Source organism: Blastopirellula marina DSM 3645, assembly GCF_000153105.1.
In the GTDB taxonomy this organism is placed as follows: domain Bacteria; phylum Planctomycetota; class Planctomycetia; order Pirellulales; family Pirellulaceae; genus Blastopirellula; species Blastopirellula marina.
In genome coordinates, this window is the sequence record NZ_CH672376.1 from 616763 (window position 1) to 631224 (window position 14462).

A 14462-nucleotide genomic window follows, 5' to 3' on the forward strand; every position below is an offset into this window, starting at 1 on the left:
CTCTTAACGAATGCCGGCTGCGAGCTCATCTTGGCTCCGAAATCTCCGCTTCGAGCAAGAATAGACCGGATTCTCACTCGCTCAGGATGCGGACGATTGAAAATTCCACGTGCGTTGAATCGGTTTGCATTGCATCAGTGCTTCGCTCAATTGCATGTCATCGGCGAAGGTTGGCTGAGATAACTTGAAGACTTCGATCGAGACCGCGAACTCGGTTTGGTCAAAGGGCCACGGTTCGATGCAGACGTTTTTATCTTTGCACTGCCATATATCAAAGCGCGCTTTTCCGAGCGTCGTGATCTCCAGTTTTCGCTCCATCGCCGGAAGCGCACCCTGGCAGAGAATCAGCGAACAACGATCGCACCAGCGCATCAGTTGGTAGACTGCTTGGGCTTCCTTTTGTCCGATTTTCAGCTGGCGAAGAAGGGAGCGTCGATGTCCTTTTTCTTCGTCCAGCAGTTGGCGAAGAGGCTTTGAAACCTCTTCCTCCGAATACAAAAAATCGGCATGCAATGATTCAAGTATTCCAATCCAACGATGCTTTTGATAGGCGTTGCGCAGCCGATCCCGCACTTCGACAAATCTTTCCTCGGCGGACATCGATTTCATCGTGAAGTCTTGGGGAGCGCCGGCGCGGGTTAGGCTGTTGCTGCTTCCTGCTCGAAACTCAATCTTTTGATCGTCGTGAATTGTGATCGCCGTAAGCGTCTCAAACCAGAAAGGACCGCGATACGCTTCCTGAAAATGAGCTGCAATCGTTCCCGCAAGGAGTGCATGCGCCGGTTGGAAAATGATTTCCCACCCTGCGTCGACATTTTTCACAATCATGATTGATCGATCCGGTCCAAAGTTGCCTGCGGCGGCTCTATCTGGGTAATGACAAGATTCTTCGCCAGCGGAAACTGATGCGATCGACTCTCTAAGAAGTGCATGAGATATCCCGCTGTATTGGGGAATGCCACTAGGTCGCCAATTTCGACGCCGTCGGGGAACCGCAGCTTGCGAAGCGTCAACAATTCCGATTCCATGCAGTAGGCGCCCACCAGATAACCCTCTATCGCTGGGGCCGGGTTTTGAACCTGAGAGCGAATGAGAATTGGATCCACGAGAAAGTCATCGCTACTGGTTCTGCATTGGGTACGATTCATCGCGAGTCCAATAAACCAATCCCCGTTGGGATGCTGCTTGCGAAAGACAACCCTGGCGATGGTCAGGCCGCAGCCGTCCAGGAGACTGCGCCCCGGTTCGCACCGAAGCTGGAGATTTCGTTCGCGAATTGCGGTCGCAATCGTCTTGTTTTCGCAGCGCCCGCTGAGCACCATTTCGAGCCATTGGGCCTGGACGCCTTCCTGATAATACGGATAGCAGTTTCTGCTGCCGTAAATTTTTTCCTCAATCGCCGTAAACCCCAATCCGTGGTTGCGATAGGTAATGGGATCACGCCGCTGGAGCAGCGATTCTCGATGGGCCTCCCAGAACGTTTCCCACTGACTCTTGTCTTCCAGATAGGACATCGGAACGCCGCCGCCGATATCGAGAAATTTGGGAACGTGTCCGAGTTCTCGCAGGCGGTCAATCAAGCCTAGACATTGGGAGATGGCGGAAACGCGTTGCGACGCACTGTATCCGTCCAAATGGAAGTGGATCCCGTCAATGCTCAGCGCAGGCGAGTCGAGGGCCCCACGATTTCGGCTGACAAAATCTTCAAACTGGCCGATGTCGATTCCAAATCTTGAATGGAGTCGATTTCCGTCATGCTCAAATCCACTCAAGCGGAGTGCGATCGATGCCTGCGATGAGTCATTCGTTAGTAGCGACGCTAACTGCTCGAGCTCGTCTCCATTATCAATAGCGATCGTAACGCCATGCTGGACGCAGGCGGCGAGCAACGCTTCCTCTTTGATCGCCGCCGTACAGATGATGTGGGAACGCCGCACGCCGTTGGCGACAACCTGCTGAAGCTCGGCAAGACTGGCGACATCGATTCCCGCGCCGCTGGCTGTCGCCTCGTCGACGAAACTCAGGCATTTGTTCGCTTTGCGGGCGAAGAAAACTTGAAAGTCGAGCTGATGGTCGGCGGCGACCCGATTGAAAGCGGCGAGATTCTTCGCCAGCGGGCTCGCATGCAGAATATTCAACGGAGAACCATGCTCGGCGACCCATCCCGACAACTCTTCGCTCTCCAGCACCGACTGCATCCAGGGCTCGATCCGCGCATCGAGTGGAGTCAGACCGCGGCAGTTTCGGCGCAGGCCCGTGTCGATACTCGCAGTGTTCGGATTGGTGATCAATTTCTCTGCTTCCAACTTGATAAACGTGGAACGATCGACGCCGCCCAATTCTCGATTTCCGGATGAAGCTGACGACTGAGCGTGTCGTTACCAAGGATGCATCCATCGGTGACGCGTCCAAACACCGTCAGGCCAGCAGCATCCGAATGCGTTGAAGCTGTCGGACCCCCTTTTTCATCCACGTCGAATCCAATGTGTCGATTTTGTCGCGAGAGAATTCCTCGCTGGAACATCGCAGCGATCGGTCCATTAGAACGGGTCTCTAATGGCGAAGGAATGACCGCATTGATCACTAGATCGACATCGGACCTATTTTGTGGCGTCACAAGTCGCAGCGATGCAGCGTCACTGGCCAACGTGGCGCCAGATACGAAACTTAGGTCGACGACGCCGACCTTTTCTAACGCCAAGATGCGGCGAACGTTCTCTGCCGGAGGACCAAACGCAAGACGTTCCATCTCTACCTCGATCTGACGAAACGCAGGCCAAGCCTCTTCACAAAGTCCGCCATGATTGATGCAGTTTATCAACGCTGGATAAAGCTGCCGCCAAGCTTCGCCCAGGGCAAAGGGCGCATTGGGCGGAATCCGCCCGAGCGCAACATCCACGGATTGCTGCATCAGATTGAGCGTAAGCCGTGAGTCGAAATTACTCGTTCGCCACCATTCAAACCACTGGGAAATTGTCGCGGAGGTTTCCGCATTGGGCGAAGTGACTTGGAGTGCGGCGGCTGCCGAATCGAGGATTTGCTTCCAGATCTTTTCCCAAAATGCGCCTTGATCGATCGGCCGCGTGACCTCGCTGATCTGGCGAGATCCATCCTTCCAGATTTCGTCCCACTGGCTAGGAATTGTCATCCTCGTTTTGACCGGCTTCGCCAACATCGGTCGACCGGTGCGTGAATAGGGAAGGATCGCCGCTGGCTCGGCGCCGCTTGGTTTGTAGCACAAAGCGCCTTGTTGCCGGACAAAATGGCCGCCACGGCCCTCCGTAAGCGCGAGCGCGGCGTCGATCCAGGTCAAGCCGAACCCTCGAACCGCCACTCGTCGTCCGGGAGGAACGCATGCCATCGATAGTTGACGATCTACCGGAAAAACGCTCTTGATGAATCGCTTCGAATCGACAGGCGGCAAGCTTGCCGGAGCTCGCCAACCTTCATGCCCGACCGTGACAACGACATCATGGACCAAAATCGAGTCCTGTTCGGTGGAAACTTTCCACATCGATTCGAGTCGCTCGACGTTTGTCACCTTTTGGCGACAAATTTTAACTACGAACGATTCCGAAATTTGGTCGCATACTTGGAGAAAACAATCGTGTAGGTATTCGCCGACGACCGCACGCGGCGAATAGCCGTCAGGATTCGCAAGCGTGGGATGGTGTCGCTCTAACCACTCGACGAGCGAGAGATTGGATTTTGGCCGTTCCTGACAATCTCGCCATGCGTCGATTCGCTCATTCGCGTAATTCATACGCAAAAAATGAGGCTGGTCGACCGCATAGATATTCCCTGCTCCCGGATCTCGCGACGGTTCAAAGATCGTAATGACGACGGGAACTGCAAGAGATTGTTGAGCGAAAACACGCGCGAAGGATTCGAGACAATACAATCCACGCGGTCCGCATCCAACAATCGCAAGACTATATGTCGAATGCGAGTCCCGCGGAAGGTCCGTCGCTGAGTCGCCCGAAGCTAGCTGCGCATCGCTCATTGCGTGAGACCTGACGCAAAAGAAAACGCTTTCGCATTTTTGAGATACTCGATTTCCTGCGAGGATACGCCGAGCGTCTCCTGGACCCATGCATCGTCAAACACGGTGTCGAGATAACGAGTTCCCGAGTCATGCAAAATTGCCACGCACCGTTTTCCGGCCAGCTCATCCTGCATGAATCGAACGGTCTCTAGTACGCCGCCGGACGAGCCGCCGACGAGCAGCGCTTCTCGTTCTGCTGCGCGACGACATCCCACAACGCAGTCGACATCCTTCACACGGACAATTTGGCTGAATGACTGGCCGCGCGCCAACTTGGGTTCGCGGCCGGCGCCCAGTCCAGGGATCTTCCGCTCCCCAGAAGTTCCCCCAAACAGCACGCTACCCATAGCGTCGACGGCGACGACTTTGACATCTCGTCCGCGTGATTGAAGATAGTTGCGGCACCCCTGGGCGGTTCCTGTGCTACTAGTCGCAACGAAGAGGTAGTCGAATTCACCCTTCAGAAGCTCGTCGATTTCTCGAATCGTACCCTGTTCGTGCGCGATCGGATTTTGCGGATTCGCGTATTGATTCGGCCAGTAGCTCTGCGGAATTTCTTCCAGCAAGCGACAAACGCGAGCTAGCCTGGCCGCCAGGAAGTCGCCGTTGACGCGCTTTGTAACCAATTCGATCTCGGCTCCCAGTGCGCGCATGATCGCGACGTTTTGGGGTTGAGCATTAGGGTCAACCACGCAGATGAATCGCAGACCGTGATAGCGACACGCCTGAGCGAGACCAATCCCCATATTGCCGGAAGAGGATTCAATGATCGTTGCGTTGGAGCTAATCTCACCCTCCTTGATCGCTGCTTCCAGCATTTGCCTGGCCGGGCGATCCTTGGCGCTTCCGCCCGGATTTTGCGATTCAAGTTTCGCGTAGAGGGTGACATCTTGTCGATCGAGGTAACGTCGAAATCGGACCAGCGATGTCCTTCCAATCGCTTGCAGGATTCCATCGGCGACCTCTGTCGACTTTTGAGAAGTGATACTGGAGTAAGCGGTTTCGCCTATCCGCCGCGTCAAGTTTCTGAGCGCGTTCATGGGCTGCCGATGACCTCTTCGATAATTCATTTGCATCGAGTTTCCGCACGACTTTTGGGCGTGCGAAAAGACCCGAAGCACACAGCGTTTCGGAACCACCTAGGTGCGAAGCTGGGGCCTTGTAAAGCAATCGCCGTGCCATGACGACGAGGAAGCGGGAACTCGCACTTATGATTCTCTCGTCGCCGTGCGCCCTACGGCGAATACGAAAAAAGAGGGAGGACGTGAGCTCTGCGAATGGGGCGTTCTGATCCCATTCCTTTGTCCCTCCGTTACCGGTTAACGAGACTTCCGAGATTCTGGTCGGAGTGAAGCCAATTCGGTCGCCAATCATGCATGCCAGCCGACAGGGCGTCGGCGACTGGGGAGACATCGAAGCGAGAACCCGCCTTACAGCTCCGCCCCCTCGGCTGATGAAGACAACCTCGTGACATCTTGGTTTGCTTCTGTAAACCCAAAGAGAAAGGCCGCTTACGATTTCTCGCAAACGGCCCCAAAGTGGAGGCGGCGGGAATCGGTCGACTTGACCGCACCCGATCTCCATAACCTCTTTTTTCAAAGCAACTTATGACGATGACCCGCATCAAAAAAAATTCTTATCGGACACTTTATAGTCCCCTTCGGAACGCTCCAAATTTTTGCGGCGCTCGCAGCGCAGGGCGACATTGGCCGGTCATCCAATTTAAGAATGCAACGAGAATTGGTTCCCTGCATCATTACTGATATCGGTTTTCACTTCTTCGTGAATAGGCAACAAAACCCTCTTGGCTTGTTCAGCTGGCGATTCGGCCCTCACCACGGCGGATCCTAGTAGCCCCAGATCGGAAAATCCCGTTGTGTTTCGCAAGTGGTTGGCTTGGCTGTTTGGTTGATCAGGTCTTGCTTGAGCATCCTCAAGTCGGATAGTCCAATAGACCTGAGATGCCAAAGCGTCGTTGCCTGCAAGTTCCTTGAGGTCTCGGTCAAAAAGCAGCTCACCAACAGCTGCCGAATAACTAGCACCCGGGAGGCCCCAATGCCGGAGTCAAGCAAAGAAGTCGTCCTGAGACAGCATCCGCGCCGCCAACCTGGGGCAAGCGATCCCCATCTGGGAACACGCGTTGAAAGTCCGCGGGTACGTCGACGCAGTACGCGACGAGGCGATCCGGCGGTGCGGCACGATTGACGAAGCCAGCGAGGTAGGTCGATGGTTGCAATGGGCCGAGACCTACCTGGGGACCATTGATCCTTTGGCAGAGGAACGCAGCCTGCAGGCATACTCGCTAACCGATGAAGAAATCGAAGCGCTGCGGACGGAATGCGAAGCGGATTGGTGCGACTACTCTGAGACGTTTTCTCAATCCGAGTGGCGTATCTAGCCTGCCATCACTCAAATACCCACCGGTCGCCTCAGGCACCCTTTGTCCAGAATCCCTCATCCGATCGGTACTTGAAGGGCGAGAGATCGGCCAAGTTAACTCTTCCCGACCAATGCTTTGCAGCGTTGCTCGTCCCCAACCAAACACAGTCTTGACTTGGCGCGACTGAGAATCACGTAAAGCAGTTCCACATCATTGTCCAAGTCAAATTCATCTGCGCCCCAGATGTAGATGTAGGTCGCCTCAAGGCCTTTGAATCGCATGACTGTTTCGATGCATACTTTGTCGCGGTGGCCCATTTCTTTTCTGGACCACTCGACGCCATTCGGCAATGACTTGGACTCAAGCAGTGATATGCCCCTCCGCGCCTTGGATGGGCATGAGAACACAAATATCCCCCGCTTCAACTCCTGGCTTGGCAAGCAAATCTATTGGGTGTGAATGCAGTCTCGTTGCTTGCTTCGCTCTCGTTTCCTAAGCGACACCCGGCAAAGCTGGAATGCCCTGAAAGCTAAAAAAAGAACCCGCCCCAGCAAGTTGCTGAGACGGGTATTGCCTAGGTTTACCAGGCAGTGGTACTGGACGGCGGAGCCTCCAGTAAGAAATGGCCTCTATAGCTCATTCCCCTGCTGTAATCGCTGCCAGACCCGTTCCTTAAGGCCTATCCAACGAATCCGTGCCTTATCAGCCCAGTCTTCCAGCTGCGAATATGTTCCGATTTCTCGGAAGCCCGTATCTGCAGCTATCTGACGAACCTGCCTAAGGCTCTGGAGTGCTTCACCGCTCTCAAAGACAGAACCAAGCGATTCAATCCATCCTTGGATCACTCTCCTCGCAACTACAGTTGGCTTGGGTTCTTCATGAACTCTTTCCAGGCGTAAAGCAAGTTTATGGTACGACTCCCTGCTTATCGAAAACTCGATGCGTGAACCGTTCCATCCGAGTAACAATCCCAATATGGGTATTCTGGTTCCCTGACGGAGAAGGTTCTGAGGGGAATTTCCGATCCCCTTCAACTCGAATTGAGCCTCTTGAAGCAAGCAACGTGCCCTGGAGAGTGCTTGATTGCCTTCGGCAGCGCTTCGGGACAGGTAGAAGATATTATCAGCGTACCTGTACCAAAACGTGTTGTCCGGAACTGCGACGGAAAGTGGCAGGTCCAGACAATAGTGCAATCTCAGATTGAGGGTCGGAGGACTCAGGGAGTCTCCCTGATCCAAGCCTATGGTCCGAGATTGCTGATCCCCTCGAATTATCACTCCAATCAATTGGAGTAATTGAGGGTCAGCGACATGCCGCGAGTAGTCCTCGACGGCGTGTTCAACTAGTACGGAAGGGAACGCATTTCGGATGTCATCCTGCGTGATGAAAGTACACCCGCAGACTTCTGCGCGATAAGTGATTTCCGCGAGCATCTCTGGAATACTTCTCCCGGGTCGAAACCCGGTACACCCATCTAGTAGATGTCGATCAATTTGTTGGATTGTTTCCTTTGCCACCGCCGTCGACAAGATACGTTCCACCGCACATCGAATGCTCAGGTAGCGATAGCCACCACTATCTTTTGGAATACGATGAATGCGTGCGGGGCGAGGACGCCAAACTCCGCGCTCGATTTGATCCACAATACGTTCCGCGATATCACCAAATTCGGTGACGCTGATGTCACGCAAGCGAAGTCCGTCGATCCCCGCCCCCTGACCGGCAGAGAACTGCCGCTCCTTAAAGACTCGAACGAGATTCCGGCGATTGACGATGGCATCACGCGTGTAATCCAGCACCGTACTTCTGGGCCGCGATTGAGGCCTTCGATAACTCAAATCGTAGAAAAAGGCCCCCCCAAACCCATGGACTTCAAAGCAATATGGAGTTAGGGCATCCGCCGTTGAAAGAGTCATACAAATACCTCTTGATTGCGTCTCTCGAGGAATGCCTGAAAGGCCGCCTGCACGGGACACTCCGCGCCGTCAATCCAGCCAGCATCTAGGCATGCCTTTTGTCGCGCATGGCTCCACCGTCGGAGCTGGGAATGATGCCTATCCTTAACATCGATTACATAAAGGCTTCGAGGCGAATGACGAGCAGTAGTAAGCTGCGAAGAGGGTATGGGAGGAAGTCCGGGCCCGCCTCCAGCCCAAAGGATCGCATCAAACGTTCCCGGCTGAATGTTCGCAAGACCTCCCGGGGTGGCGAGCAGCGTTTGCCCATCAACCCAACGCTGGGTCCCTCGTACCATCAATCGCTGCTTCTCCGCGGGAAGACCGGTGAGATCGACCGAGGCACTAACTCGGATAGGCCATGATTCAATCGTTGTGGCCAGTTGAGCTAGGTGCTCGATCGAATCCGTCAGCAGAGCGACTCGATGCTGCGCGTTGCAGCACAATCCAATGTTGGTAGCATTCAGGTATCTGGAGACCTTCTCTCCGTTACCTTCCGCAAGACCGCAGGCAAGGCTTGTCAGCATTTGATTGCGATCGTTATTGTACCAAATCCCATTCCGCTTGGCCTGATAAGCCGTTTGCGCCGCCGTATCTGAAAATCTCTTTCGGATGAATGCCGTTCTCACATCAACTGGCCGGCGACCATGCATGGGGACAATCGCTTGGCGAAATCCGAAGGTAGATGCGAGCAAATCTGATTGTCGCTGCATTCGATTCGCGTCATGGTCAAGTAGGCCAAAAAGACGACCGCAGACGTCAGGTATCGTCAGGAGCATTTGCCCGTTCTCTGAGATGGTCTCTAGGGCATCGTAGGCGATAATGACATCGCGCTTTTCAAATTCTACTTCACGAGCTTGTAGCGCCCGAAAAAGACCGATCGAACACCGGCCGGCTCCTGAGGCCCCCCGTCGCTCGTTCACTTTTTGAGCATCAATTCCCCATCCTTTAAGCTTGGCTTGAACCTTGTCAGCTTGTTGGTTCGTTGCGACCATGATGGCGAAGGTCGAACTGGGAAAAGCTCTAGTCAGTTCGGCAATAATCTGCTCACGACCGACGCGCCGGCCAAGATAGATAAGTCCTGAATCATGATCATGTACTAGCTCATGCACATGGGAACTTGGCGGCCAGGAGACGAAAGATGCGACTTGCGCGGGCATTGGCAGTCGATTTCTCGGCCGCGTCATTAACCGGCGCTGAACCGTCAAGTTGTGCTCATGAGCAAGGTATTCGATCAGCTCGATTAAGCCCCGGTTCGCACGGCGTGGACTTGGTGAAAGCAACGATTCTCGAAGCTTGACAGCGGCGACAGTCCCATCCGATTTCGCGATCGTTGTCAACCGCTCCGTCCACAGCCATTCCTCAAAAATGGTAGCATCCGAATCGAACGACATGTACTGGCCATAGTCTTCCAAGTAATAAGTTGGATGGTTGATGGTTTGGGAGGTGCTCATGATTATCTCGTGTAAGTCAAACTGCAAAATGGACTCAACATACGATCATTGCCGGACAGGTTGCCCAGCTTACGAATGCCAACTTGGCGAAACCCAGGCTGCTGATGGATTGCTGGCGTAGGACTCGCTTTCCGTCGCGCCATTGACAGAACGACTCCGCCGCGTCTTCGAGTCTCGCCTCCCTTGAACCTGCCGCAACTTGCAGACTTTCGTATTGAGCATCGAGAGTTATTGCGTTTGGAAACACGTACGAATTGGATAGCACGTGGATTCATTTGCGACAGCTTCTCGTGTTCTTCGGAATTTGGTTTCTAACTACCGTCTCAGCTTGGTGTAATTTGCCCGATTGGATTTTGTCGAGACCGAATCATCCGTAAAAGCTAGACAAGTCACGCGCACATTGTGACAATAGCAATGTCGCTGTCAAAAGTTTCTGGAGAAGTTACCGAAAATGCCGGAAGTTACCTCGAAGGAAATCATGTTTGCCACCGGCATCACCAATGGCGTAACGCTGACACGTTGGTACCAAATGGAGTTAATTCCGGAACCAACCATTCGAACCCACCCTTCAGGAAAAGGAAAGATCGCATACTGGCCCGAGTGGGTACTTGATCGCTGTCTGCGGATCAAACAATTCCGAGCGAAGGGATTTCAACTCGACGCGATAAAAGACATTTTGGGCACCGACTGGGAGATGGAGCCTCAGAAGTACAAGCGCCCTTATGTCTTTGCCGAGGATCAATATCGAAGAGAGCTGTACGAAGCCTTGGCGGGCATGAAGGGGGACATTGAGGCAATTCTTAGTAATTGGACTCAAGGAACGAAGCGTTCAGGCTCGCAGCCACCAATTTCGGATATCTCAGCGGAAATCGTTGAACACGCGATTAAGCTCGCGGAAGGAGGCTTTAATCCAATCTTGATCATCAGCAAAGACGCTATTGAGTTAACTACCGATTTTGTCCTGGCGGAGTACCTTGCGAATCATCGCGAAATAAACAGTGCCGTGATCGCCATTCCGCTGGCCGAAGAACTTCGGAAATATTTCCGGATGACTCGTCGGATTCCTGATATTCCTTCGACACTACCGGTAAATCAAGTCACGATCGCGACAGACGAAATAACGGAAGTGCGCGAATTTGTAACAGTCGACGACTGGTCCTTCGAGATCACTGCGAAAAAGCAATCGTCCAAGGGGCGTCGAAAACGGAAGTGAGCGCCATTAAGTGGCAATCCATCCGGACAGGGCAGGCCGAACAGTCCGCAGATAGTTAACCAACGCTGGCTGGCGTAATTGATGAAGTCCGTGCTAGAGAACTTCGCAATCAGATCGCACCAACCAAGTACACGCAAATCGAAATACATCGAAATCTTCCCAATTCATGATTGAATTCAAGGCGACTAACTATGAATATGGACCATTCACCGCCCGTCCACCAAACGACCCCATGGGTCACACCCGATTCACAATGGCTACGGGCAATGAACATTGTGGAACGCGGGGGATATGCCACCGTCAAGCGAGATGGTGAACTGGTCCAGCGAACAGTGAGATACGTTCGCCAATTGAATCGCCTTACAACTGCTCGTGGAATGCATCGGGTGGTTAAGGAAAATCCTGACCTTTATTTGGCCCTGAAACTACTTCAGGAACAATCGAACCGAGTTTTGGAACTCAAGGCTCGTATGCTCGCCGGCCAAACGGATCAGGCCATCGCTCGGGCGATTGGCTTTCCCGTCCATGGCGTCGCAACCTTCGCGGCCTTGTACTTCGATGTAAGGGCACGACTCAAAGCTACTTCGTGGATTCGCTGGGTCGCAATTGGTGTCGATCCCGCGCAGGCAAACAGCCCTGAGACTCTATTCCTTCTTCATGCGTGGAAGCGCGGTCCGATGGTCATTGAGCCTTGGCTCGATTACTTGGGATACGAACAGGAGTCATACAACCTAGGGTCGGTTATTGGTCGCCAACGAGCATGGATTGCCCATCTGATTGATGTTGCGCAACTCCCAGCCACCAGCAATATCTCGAAATCCCTGTGGAAAGCGAGCTATTTCACGCTAGGAAATCCTCCAAAAGCTGTTGAATCGACCTCCATTCGGGACACTGTTTCTCGAAATCGGGCCACGATCCTTGCGGAATATGCCTGGAAGAAGCCCAAAATGGACCAAGTTGCCGAGGTCGGACGAAGGAACCAGGCCCCAATAAATGCCAAACCCTTCACTATGGGAAGACTAGTGAAGACTGGGTAGTGTAATTTCGAGCTCTTCCCAGTAACAGCGTCACGCGGCCGCGCGAAGACGCAATGTGGAACATGACGATGCCCAGATCCAACTACGTCTACCGATCAACGCGCGTTGGCTCGGGGGTCGAACGCACTTACCTCGGCACACTTGCCGATCCGGCCGTCCGAGCCGTGGAAAGAACCTCACAGTTGGTACGAGCTTCCCGCCAGGCGGAGCGAGAAGCAGTGACTTCGGCCTTAGGCATTATCGATGCAGTGGATCGCGTTCTAGCGACAATCCACAGCGAAGCCAATCGGACAATCAGAAACCTCCGAAAGCGGTGGAAGCGTGCAAAAGAGTCGCCTATCCCGAGACCCAAGATGAAACCCCAAAACTTGACTTATGAAGAGTACACCGACCTAGTGGACGATGCCTCCCATGGCGACCAGCAAGCCCTTGATCAACTGCGTCAGCATTTACGGGGCAAGCCGGAGTTGTGCCATTTGTTAGGCGACCTAAATCGGCACGTCCAACAGCATCTGATCGATCTCGCGGCGGATGGATTGACGGATGTCCGGGAATCTATCGCCATTCGCCTCGCCGACACACAAGCCCAGCTATTGAAAGAAGGGGATTCGCTGCTGGAACAACTACTCGTCGATCAAGTTCTGAGCACCATGCTTGATGCCGCATGTTGTCAGCTGGGGGCATCGCAAGCATATGAGCAGGAATCGATCCGACGCCGCTGGGAGAATCGACTTGCGCGTGCTCAACAGCGGCACCAGACAGCGATTGCTTCACTGATCGAGTTGAGAAAGATGCTAGAGCCGCAGTGAGGTCCGGAAATAGCACTCAATAGCTAAAAAAAATCCCCCGCAGCCCGACCTCCATTAGGCCGGGCTGCTGAGATGATTGACGCTTTAATTGGCCGGCACAGGCTCTATCAATTCCTACTTGTGACGCTTGCTGCTCCCGCAACTTCCTGGCTTGCCGCCAGACCCAGGCGTGCCGGGGCCATCAATGCTCGTCAACACATAAGCGACGGCCAGCCAGACCAGGATCGTCACCGGGCCAGCGTGGATGGCCGCGATCACGCAGGCAACTGCGAACCAGCCAAGGAACCGATGGATCGCATCTTGGTAATCTGATTCCATTTGTGCTCCGCGGGGGCTGGGTAGAGCGGTTGGCGAGGGACCTTCAATCCGCTTCATAAGCAAACAAGTCCGCCAGGGAAACTGCGACCGGAAACGGCTGACCGAGTTCGGCGTCGTCCCAGTCAATGATCTGGGTGGCGACATCATCCGGTTCGGGATCGAAGTTCACCTCGAAGGGATCCGCGAGTGAAAAGCCGCGGCGGCGGATTTCGGCCAGGTCTTCGCCAGTAGCGCTGGACACGGCTCGTGCGATTTCAGTTTGGGTCATGGGGAACGTATCCTTAAGGAAGTAATGAACAGAGCCACTTGCATCGGCGACAGCGATTCAAGCGGTAGCCAGCGACACACAATCGCGTGCATGTGGGGGGCACGGAAAATGTTGAAGATTGAAATTGCGGGCTCCGCAATCGGCGGGGAGGACGCAAATGAAGCCCTGTGGGTCGATGAGATCGTCAGCGCAAGTGATCTAGCCAATGTGTCTTTGACATTCCGACTGGAATCTCAACGAAACGTCGACCTCGACAATCTTGTCCGCCCAGCGATGCGGGCTCTGAAACGATCGGGCTTCTACCAAAGTGGGTTTCCCGAGTTGAACTCGATTACGGCATCGAAACTGGTCGGCCAGCCCATCGGACTGACCATCGAATCCGGTAGTCGACTAGTTCCGGAGGGAAAGCTGCTCTCCGTCGAGTCGGACCGCATTCCGCCGTCAGATCCAACCTTTGCCTGGAAATCAGAATGGACCGCGGCCATTCAAAAGGAATGGGACGCACCAGTGATCTGCAACCCAATCTGGCTCGCCATCTCTACTACCAGTCTTCGCTCACTCGTCGATCTGATGAAACCGATAATCAATGTCCTAGAGCGAGTGCTGAGACGAGATCCCAATGGTCGGAATCCGTTCTGTCCCAACGATCACTTGGTGGATTGGCTCCAGATTCGACGAGTCTCAAGCGGTGCTGCGCTAAAGCTCGTTGCCGGCATGCTCAGCTAGATTCGCGAAGCAGCCTCAAGCCAGTTCTGAGTCAGCCAGGCATGTTCAGCGGCGAGCGCCGCGATACGAGACTCAAAAGGGCCTAACAGCGGACCATTCACCGGCGATAGATCCGCTGTCCAATTTCCCTCTTCGGTCGGTTCCACATGCGATCCACGGGCAATTGAGACGTGACCGAGCGCCCGCAGCGGTAACGCCTCGTCGTAAATGCAACGGACATCGCCATTACATGAGATAAGAAGTTGCATCTTCGCGGC

General features: G+C 54.0%; 15 protein-coding genes. 5 read left to right on the plus strand and 10 right to left on the minus strand.

Going from position 1 to position 14462, the window contains the following annotated elements:
- Window positions 1-81: 81 nt before the first annotated feature.
- Genes DSM3645_RS04150 through sbnA form a run of 4 tightly spaced genes read right to left on the minus strand, consistent with a single transcriptional unit; the run spans window position 82 to window position 5085 of the window.
- On the minus strand, window positions 82-828 hold the full coding sequence (locus DSM3645_RS04150) for a DUF3891 family protein (RefSeq protein ID WP_002650775.1): 747 nt from the start codon (window positions 826-828) through the stop codon (window positions 82-84).
- Window positions 825-2291: a Y4yA family PLP-dependent enzyme gene (locus tag DSM3645_RS04155; protein WP_237564753.1), complete on the minus strand. Its 1467-nt coding sequence runs from the start codon at window positions 2289-2291 to the stop codon at window positions 825-827. Before DSM3645_RS04155 ends, DSM3645_RS04150 begins: the two co-directional genes overlap by 4 nt.
- Window positions 2288-4093 carry an FAD/NAD(P)-binding protein gene (locus DSM3645_RS04160; RefSeq protein WP_081444711.1) on the minus strand — a complete coding sequence of 602 codons (1806 nt, stop codon included), beginning with the start codon at window positions 4091-4093 and terminating at the stop codon, window positions 2288-2290. Before DSM3645_RS04160 ends, DSM3645_RS04155 begins: the two co-directional genes overlap by 4 nt.
- On the minus strand, window positions 4000-5085 hold the full coding sequence (gene sbnA, locus DSM3645_RS04165) for a 2,3-diaminopropionate biosynthesis protein SbnA (RefSeq protein ID WP_050769424.1): 1086 nt from the start codon (window positions 5083-5085) through the stop codon (window positions 4000-4002). The genes DSM3645_RS04160 and sbnA overlap by 94 nt, the downstream gene beginning before the upstream one ends.
- A gap of 1100 nt (window positions 5086-6185) precedes the next feature.
- Here sbnA and DSM3645_RS04170 point away from each other — a divergent pair.
- On the plus strand, window positions 6186-6443 hold the full coding sequence (locus tag DSM3645_RS04170; protein WP_002650779.1) for a hypothetical protein: 258 nt from the start codon (window positions 6186-6188) through the stop codon (window positions 6441-6443).
- A gap of 95 nt (window positions 6444-6538) precedes the next feature.
- On the opposite strand, the gene DSM3645_RS29210 is transcribed toward DSM3645_RS04170, so the two are convergent.
- The 3 genes from DSM3645_RS29210 to DSM3645_RS04185 all read right to left on the minus strand — a co-directional run bounded on the left by DSM3645_RS29210 (window position 6539) and on the right by DSM3645_RS04185 (window position 9834).
- Window positions 6539-6742 carry an ATP-binding domain-containing protein gene (locus tag DSM3645_RS29210; RefSeq protein ID WP_081444712.1) on the minus strand — a complete coding sequence of 68 codons (204 nt, stop codon included), beginning with the start codon at window positions 6740-6742 and terminating at the stop codon, window positions 6539-6541.
- A 312-nt stretch (window positions 6743-7054) separates the two neighbouring features.
- Window positions 7055-8341, minus strand: a complete 1287-nt coding sequence (locus DSM3645_RS29215) for a reverse transcriptase domain-containing protein (RefSeq protein WP_081444713.1) — start codon at window positions 8339-8341, stop codon at window positions 7055-7057.
- Window positions 8338-9834, minus strand: a complete 1497-nt coding sequence (locus tag DSM3645_RS04185; protein WP_002650783.1) for a hypothetical protein — start codon at window positions 9832-9834, stop codon at window positions 8338-8340. The genes DSM3645_RS29215 and DSM3645_RS04185 overlap by 4 nt, the downstream gene beginning before the upstream one ends.
- Before the next feature lie 451 nt (window positions 9835-10285).
- Here DSM3645_RS04185 and DSM3645_RS04190 point away from each other — a divergent pair, with 451 nt between their 5' ends.
- From DSM3645_RS04190 to DSM3645_RS30140, 3 genes are all read left to right on the plus strand, one after another.
- On the plus strand, window positions 10286-11047 hold the full coding sequence (locus DSM3645_RS04190; RefSeq protein ID WP_002650784.1) for a hypothetical protein: 762 nt from the start codon (window positions 10286-10288) through the stop codon (window positions 11045-11047).
- A 191-nt stretch (window positions 11048-11238) separates the two neighbouring features.
- The gene (locus DSM3645_RS04195; RefSeq protein WP_131282193.1) at window positions 11239-12084 is read left to right on the plus strand and encodes a hypothetical protein; all 846 of its coding nucleotides are present in this window, start codon (window positions 11239-11241) and stop codon (window positions 12082-12084) included.
- A gap of 353 nt (window positions 12085-12437) precedes the next feature.
- Window positions 12438-12893, plus strand: coding sequence for a hypothetical protein (locus DSM3645_RS30140; RefSeq protein ID WP_131282196.1), 456 nt, complete (start codon window positions 12438-12440; stop codon window positions 12891-12893).
- Between the two features lie 114 nt (window positions 12894-13007).
- Here DSM3645_RS30140 and DSM3645_RS04205 read toward each other — a convergent pair whose 3' ends face one another.
- Complete coding sequence (locus DSM3645_RS04205; RefSeq protein WP_002650787.1) at window positions 13008-13211, minus strand: hypothetical protein; 204 nt, start codon at window positions 13209-13211, stop codon at window positions 13008-13010.
- A gap of 43 nt (window positions 13212-13254) precedes the next feature.
- On the minus strand, window positions 13255-13479 hold the full coding sequence (locus tag DSM3645_RS04210) for a hypothetical protein (protein WP_002650788.1): 225 nt from the start codon (window positions 13477-13479) through the stop codon (window positions 13255-13257).
- A 108-nt stretch (window positions 13480-13587) separates the two neighbouring features.
- Here DSM3645_RS04210 and DSM3645_RS04215 point away from each other — a divergent pair, with 108 nt between their 5' ends.
- Window positions 13588-14205, plus strand: a complete 618-nt coding sequence (locus tag DSM3645_RS04215; RefSeq protein WP_002650789.1) for a hypothetical protein — start codon at window positions 13588-13590, stop codon at window positions 14203-14205.
- Here DSM3645_RS04215 and DSM3645_RS04220 read toward each other — a convergent pair.
- A complete protein-coding gene (locus tag DSM3645_RS04220) occupies window positions 14202-14453 on the minus strand; it encodes a hypothetical protein (RefSeq protein ID WP_002650790.1) in 252 nt (83 codons plus the stop codon). The two genes, DSM3645_RS04215 and DSM3645_RS04220, sit on opposite strands and share 4 nt — an antisense overlap.
- Between the last annotated feature and the right edge of the window lie 9 nt (window positions 14454-14462).

Excerpts from the sequence above, each read along its gene's own strand:
- DSM3645_RS04150 (WP_002650775.1), bottom strand. The coding sequence starts at position 828 with ATGATTGTGAAAAATGTCGACGCAGGGTGGGAAATCATTTTCCAACCG.
- DSM3645_RS04160 (WP_081444711.1), bottom strand. The coding sequence starts at position 4,093 with ATGGGTCCAGGAGACGCTCGGCGTATCCTCGCAGGAAATCGAGTATCT.
- sbnA (WP_050769424.1), bottom strand. The coding sequence starts at position 5,085 with ATGAACGCGCTCAGAAACTTGACGCGGCGGATAGGCGAAACCGCTTAC.
- DSM3645_RS29210 (WP_081444712.1), bottom strand. The coding sequence starts at position 6,742 with ATGGGCCACCGCGACAAAGTATGCATCGAAACAGTCATGCGATTCAAA.
- DSM3645_RS29215 (WP_081444713.1), bottom strand. The coding sequence starts at position 8,341 with ATGACTCTTTCAACGGCGGATGCCCTAACTCCATATTGCTTTGAAGTC.
- DSM3645_RS04185 (WP_002650783.1), bottom strand. The coding sequence starts at position 9,834 with ATGAGCACCTCCCAAACCATCAACCATCCAACTTATTACTTGGAAGAC.
- DSM3645_RS04190 (WP_002650784.1), top strand. The coding sequence starts at position 10,286 with ATGCCGGAAGTTACCTCGAAGGAAATCATGTTTGCCACCGGCATCACC.
- DSM3645_RS04195 (WP_131282193.1), top strand. The coding sequence starts at position 11,239 with ATGAATATGGACCATTCACCGCCCGTCCACCAAACGACCCCATGGGTC.
- DSM3645_RS30140 (WP_131282196.1), top strand. The coding sequence starts at position 12,438 with ATGAAACCCCAAAACTTGACTTATGAAGAGTACACCGACCTAGTGGAC.
- DSM3645_RS04205 (WP_002650787.1), bottom strand. The coding sequence starts at position 13,211 with ATGGAATCAGATTACCAAGATGCGATCCATCGGTTCCTTGGCTGGTTC.
- DSM3645_RS04210 (WP_002650788.1), bottom strand. The coding sequence starts at position 13,479 with ATGACCCAAACTGAAATCGCACGAGCCGTGTCCAGCGCTACTGGCGAA.
- DSM3645_RS04215 (WP_002650789.1), top strand. The coding sequence starts at position 13,588 with ATGTTGAAGATTGAAATTGCGGGCTCCGCAATCGGCGGGGAGGACGCA.
- DSM3645_RS04220 (WP_002650790.1), bottom strand. The coding sequence starts at position 14,453 with ATGCAACTTCTTATCTCATGTAATGGCGATGTCCGTTGCATTTACGAC.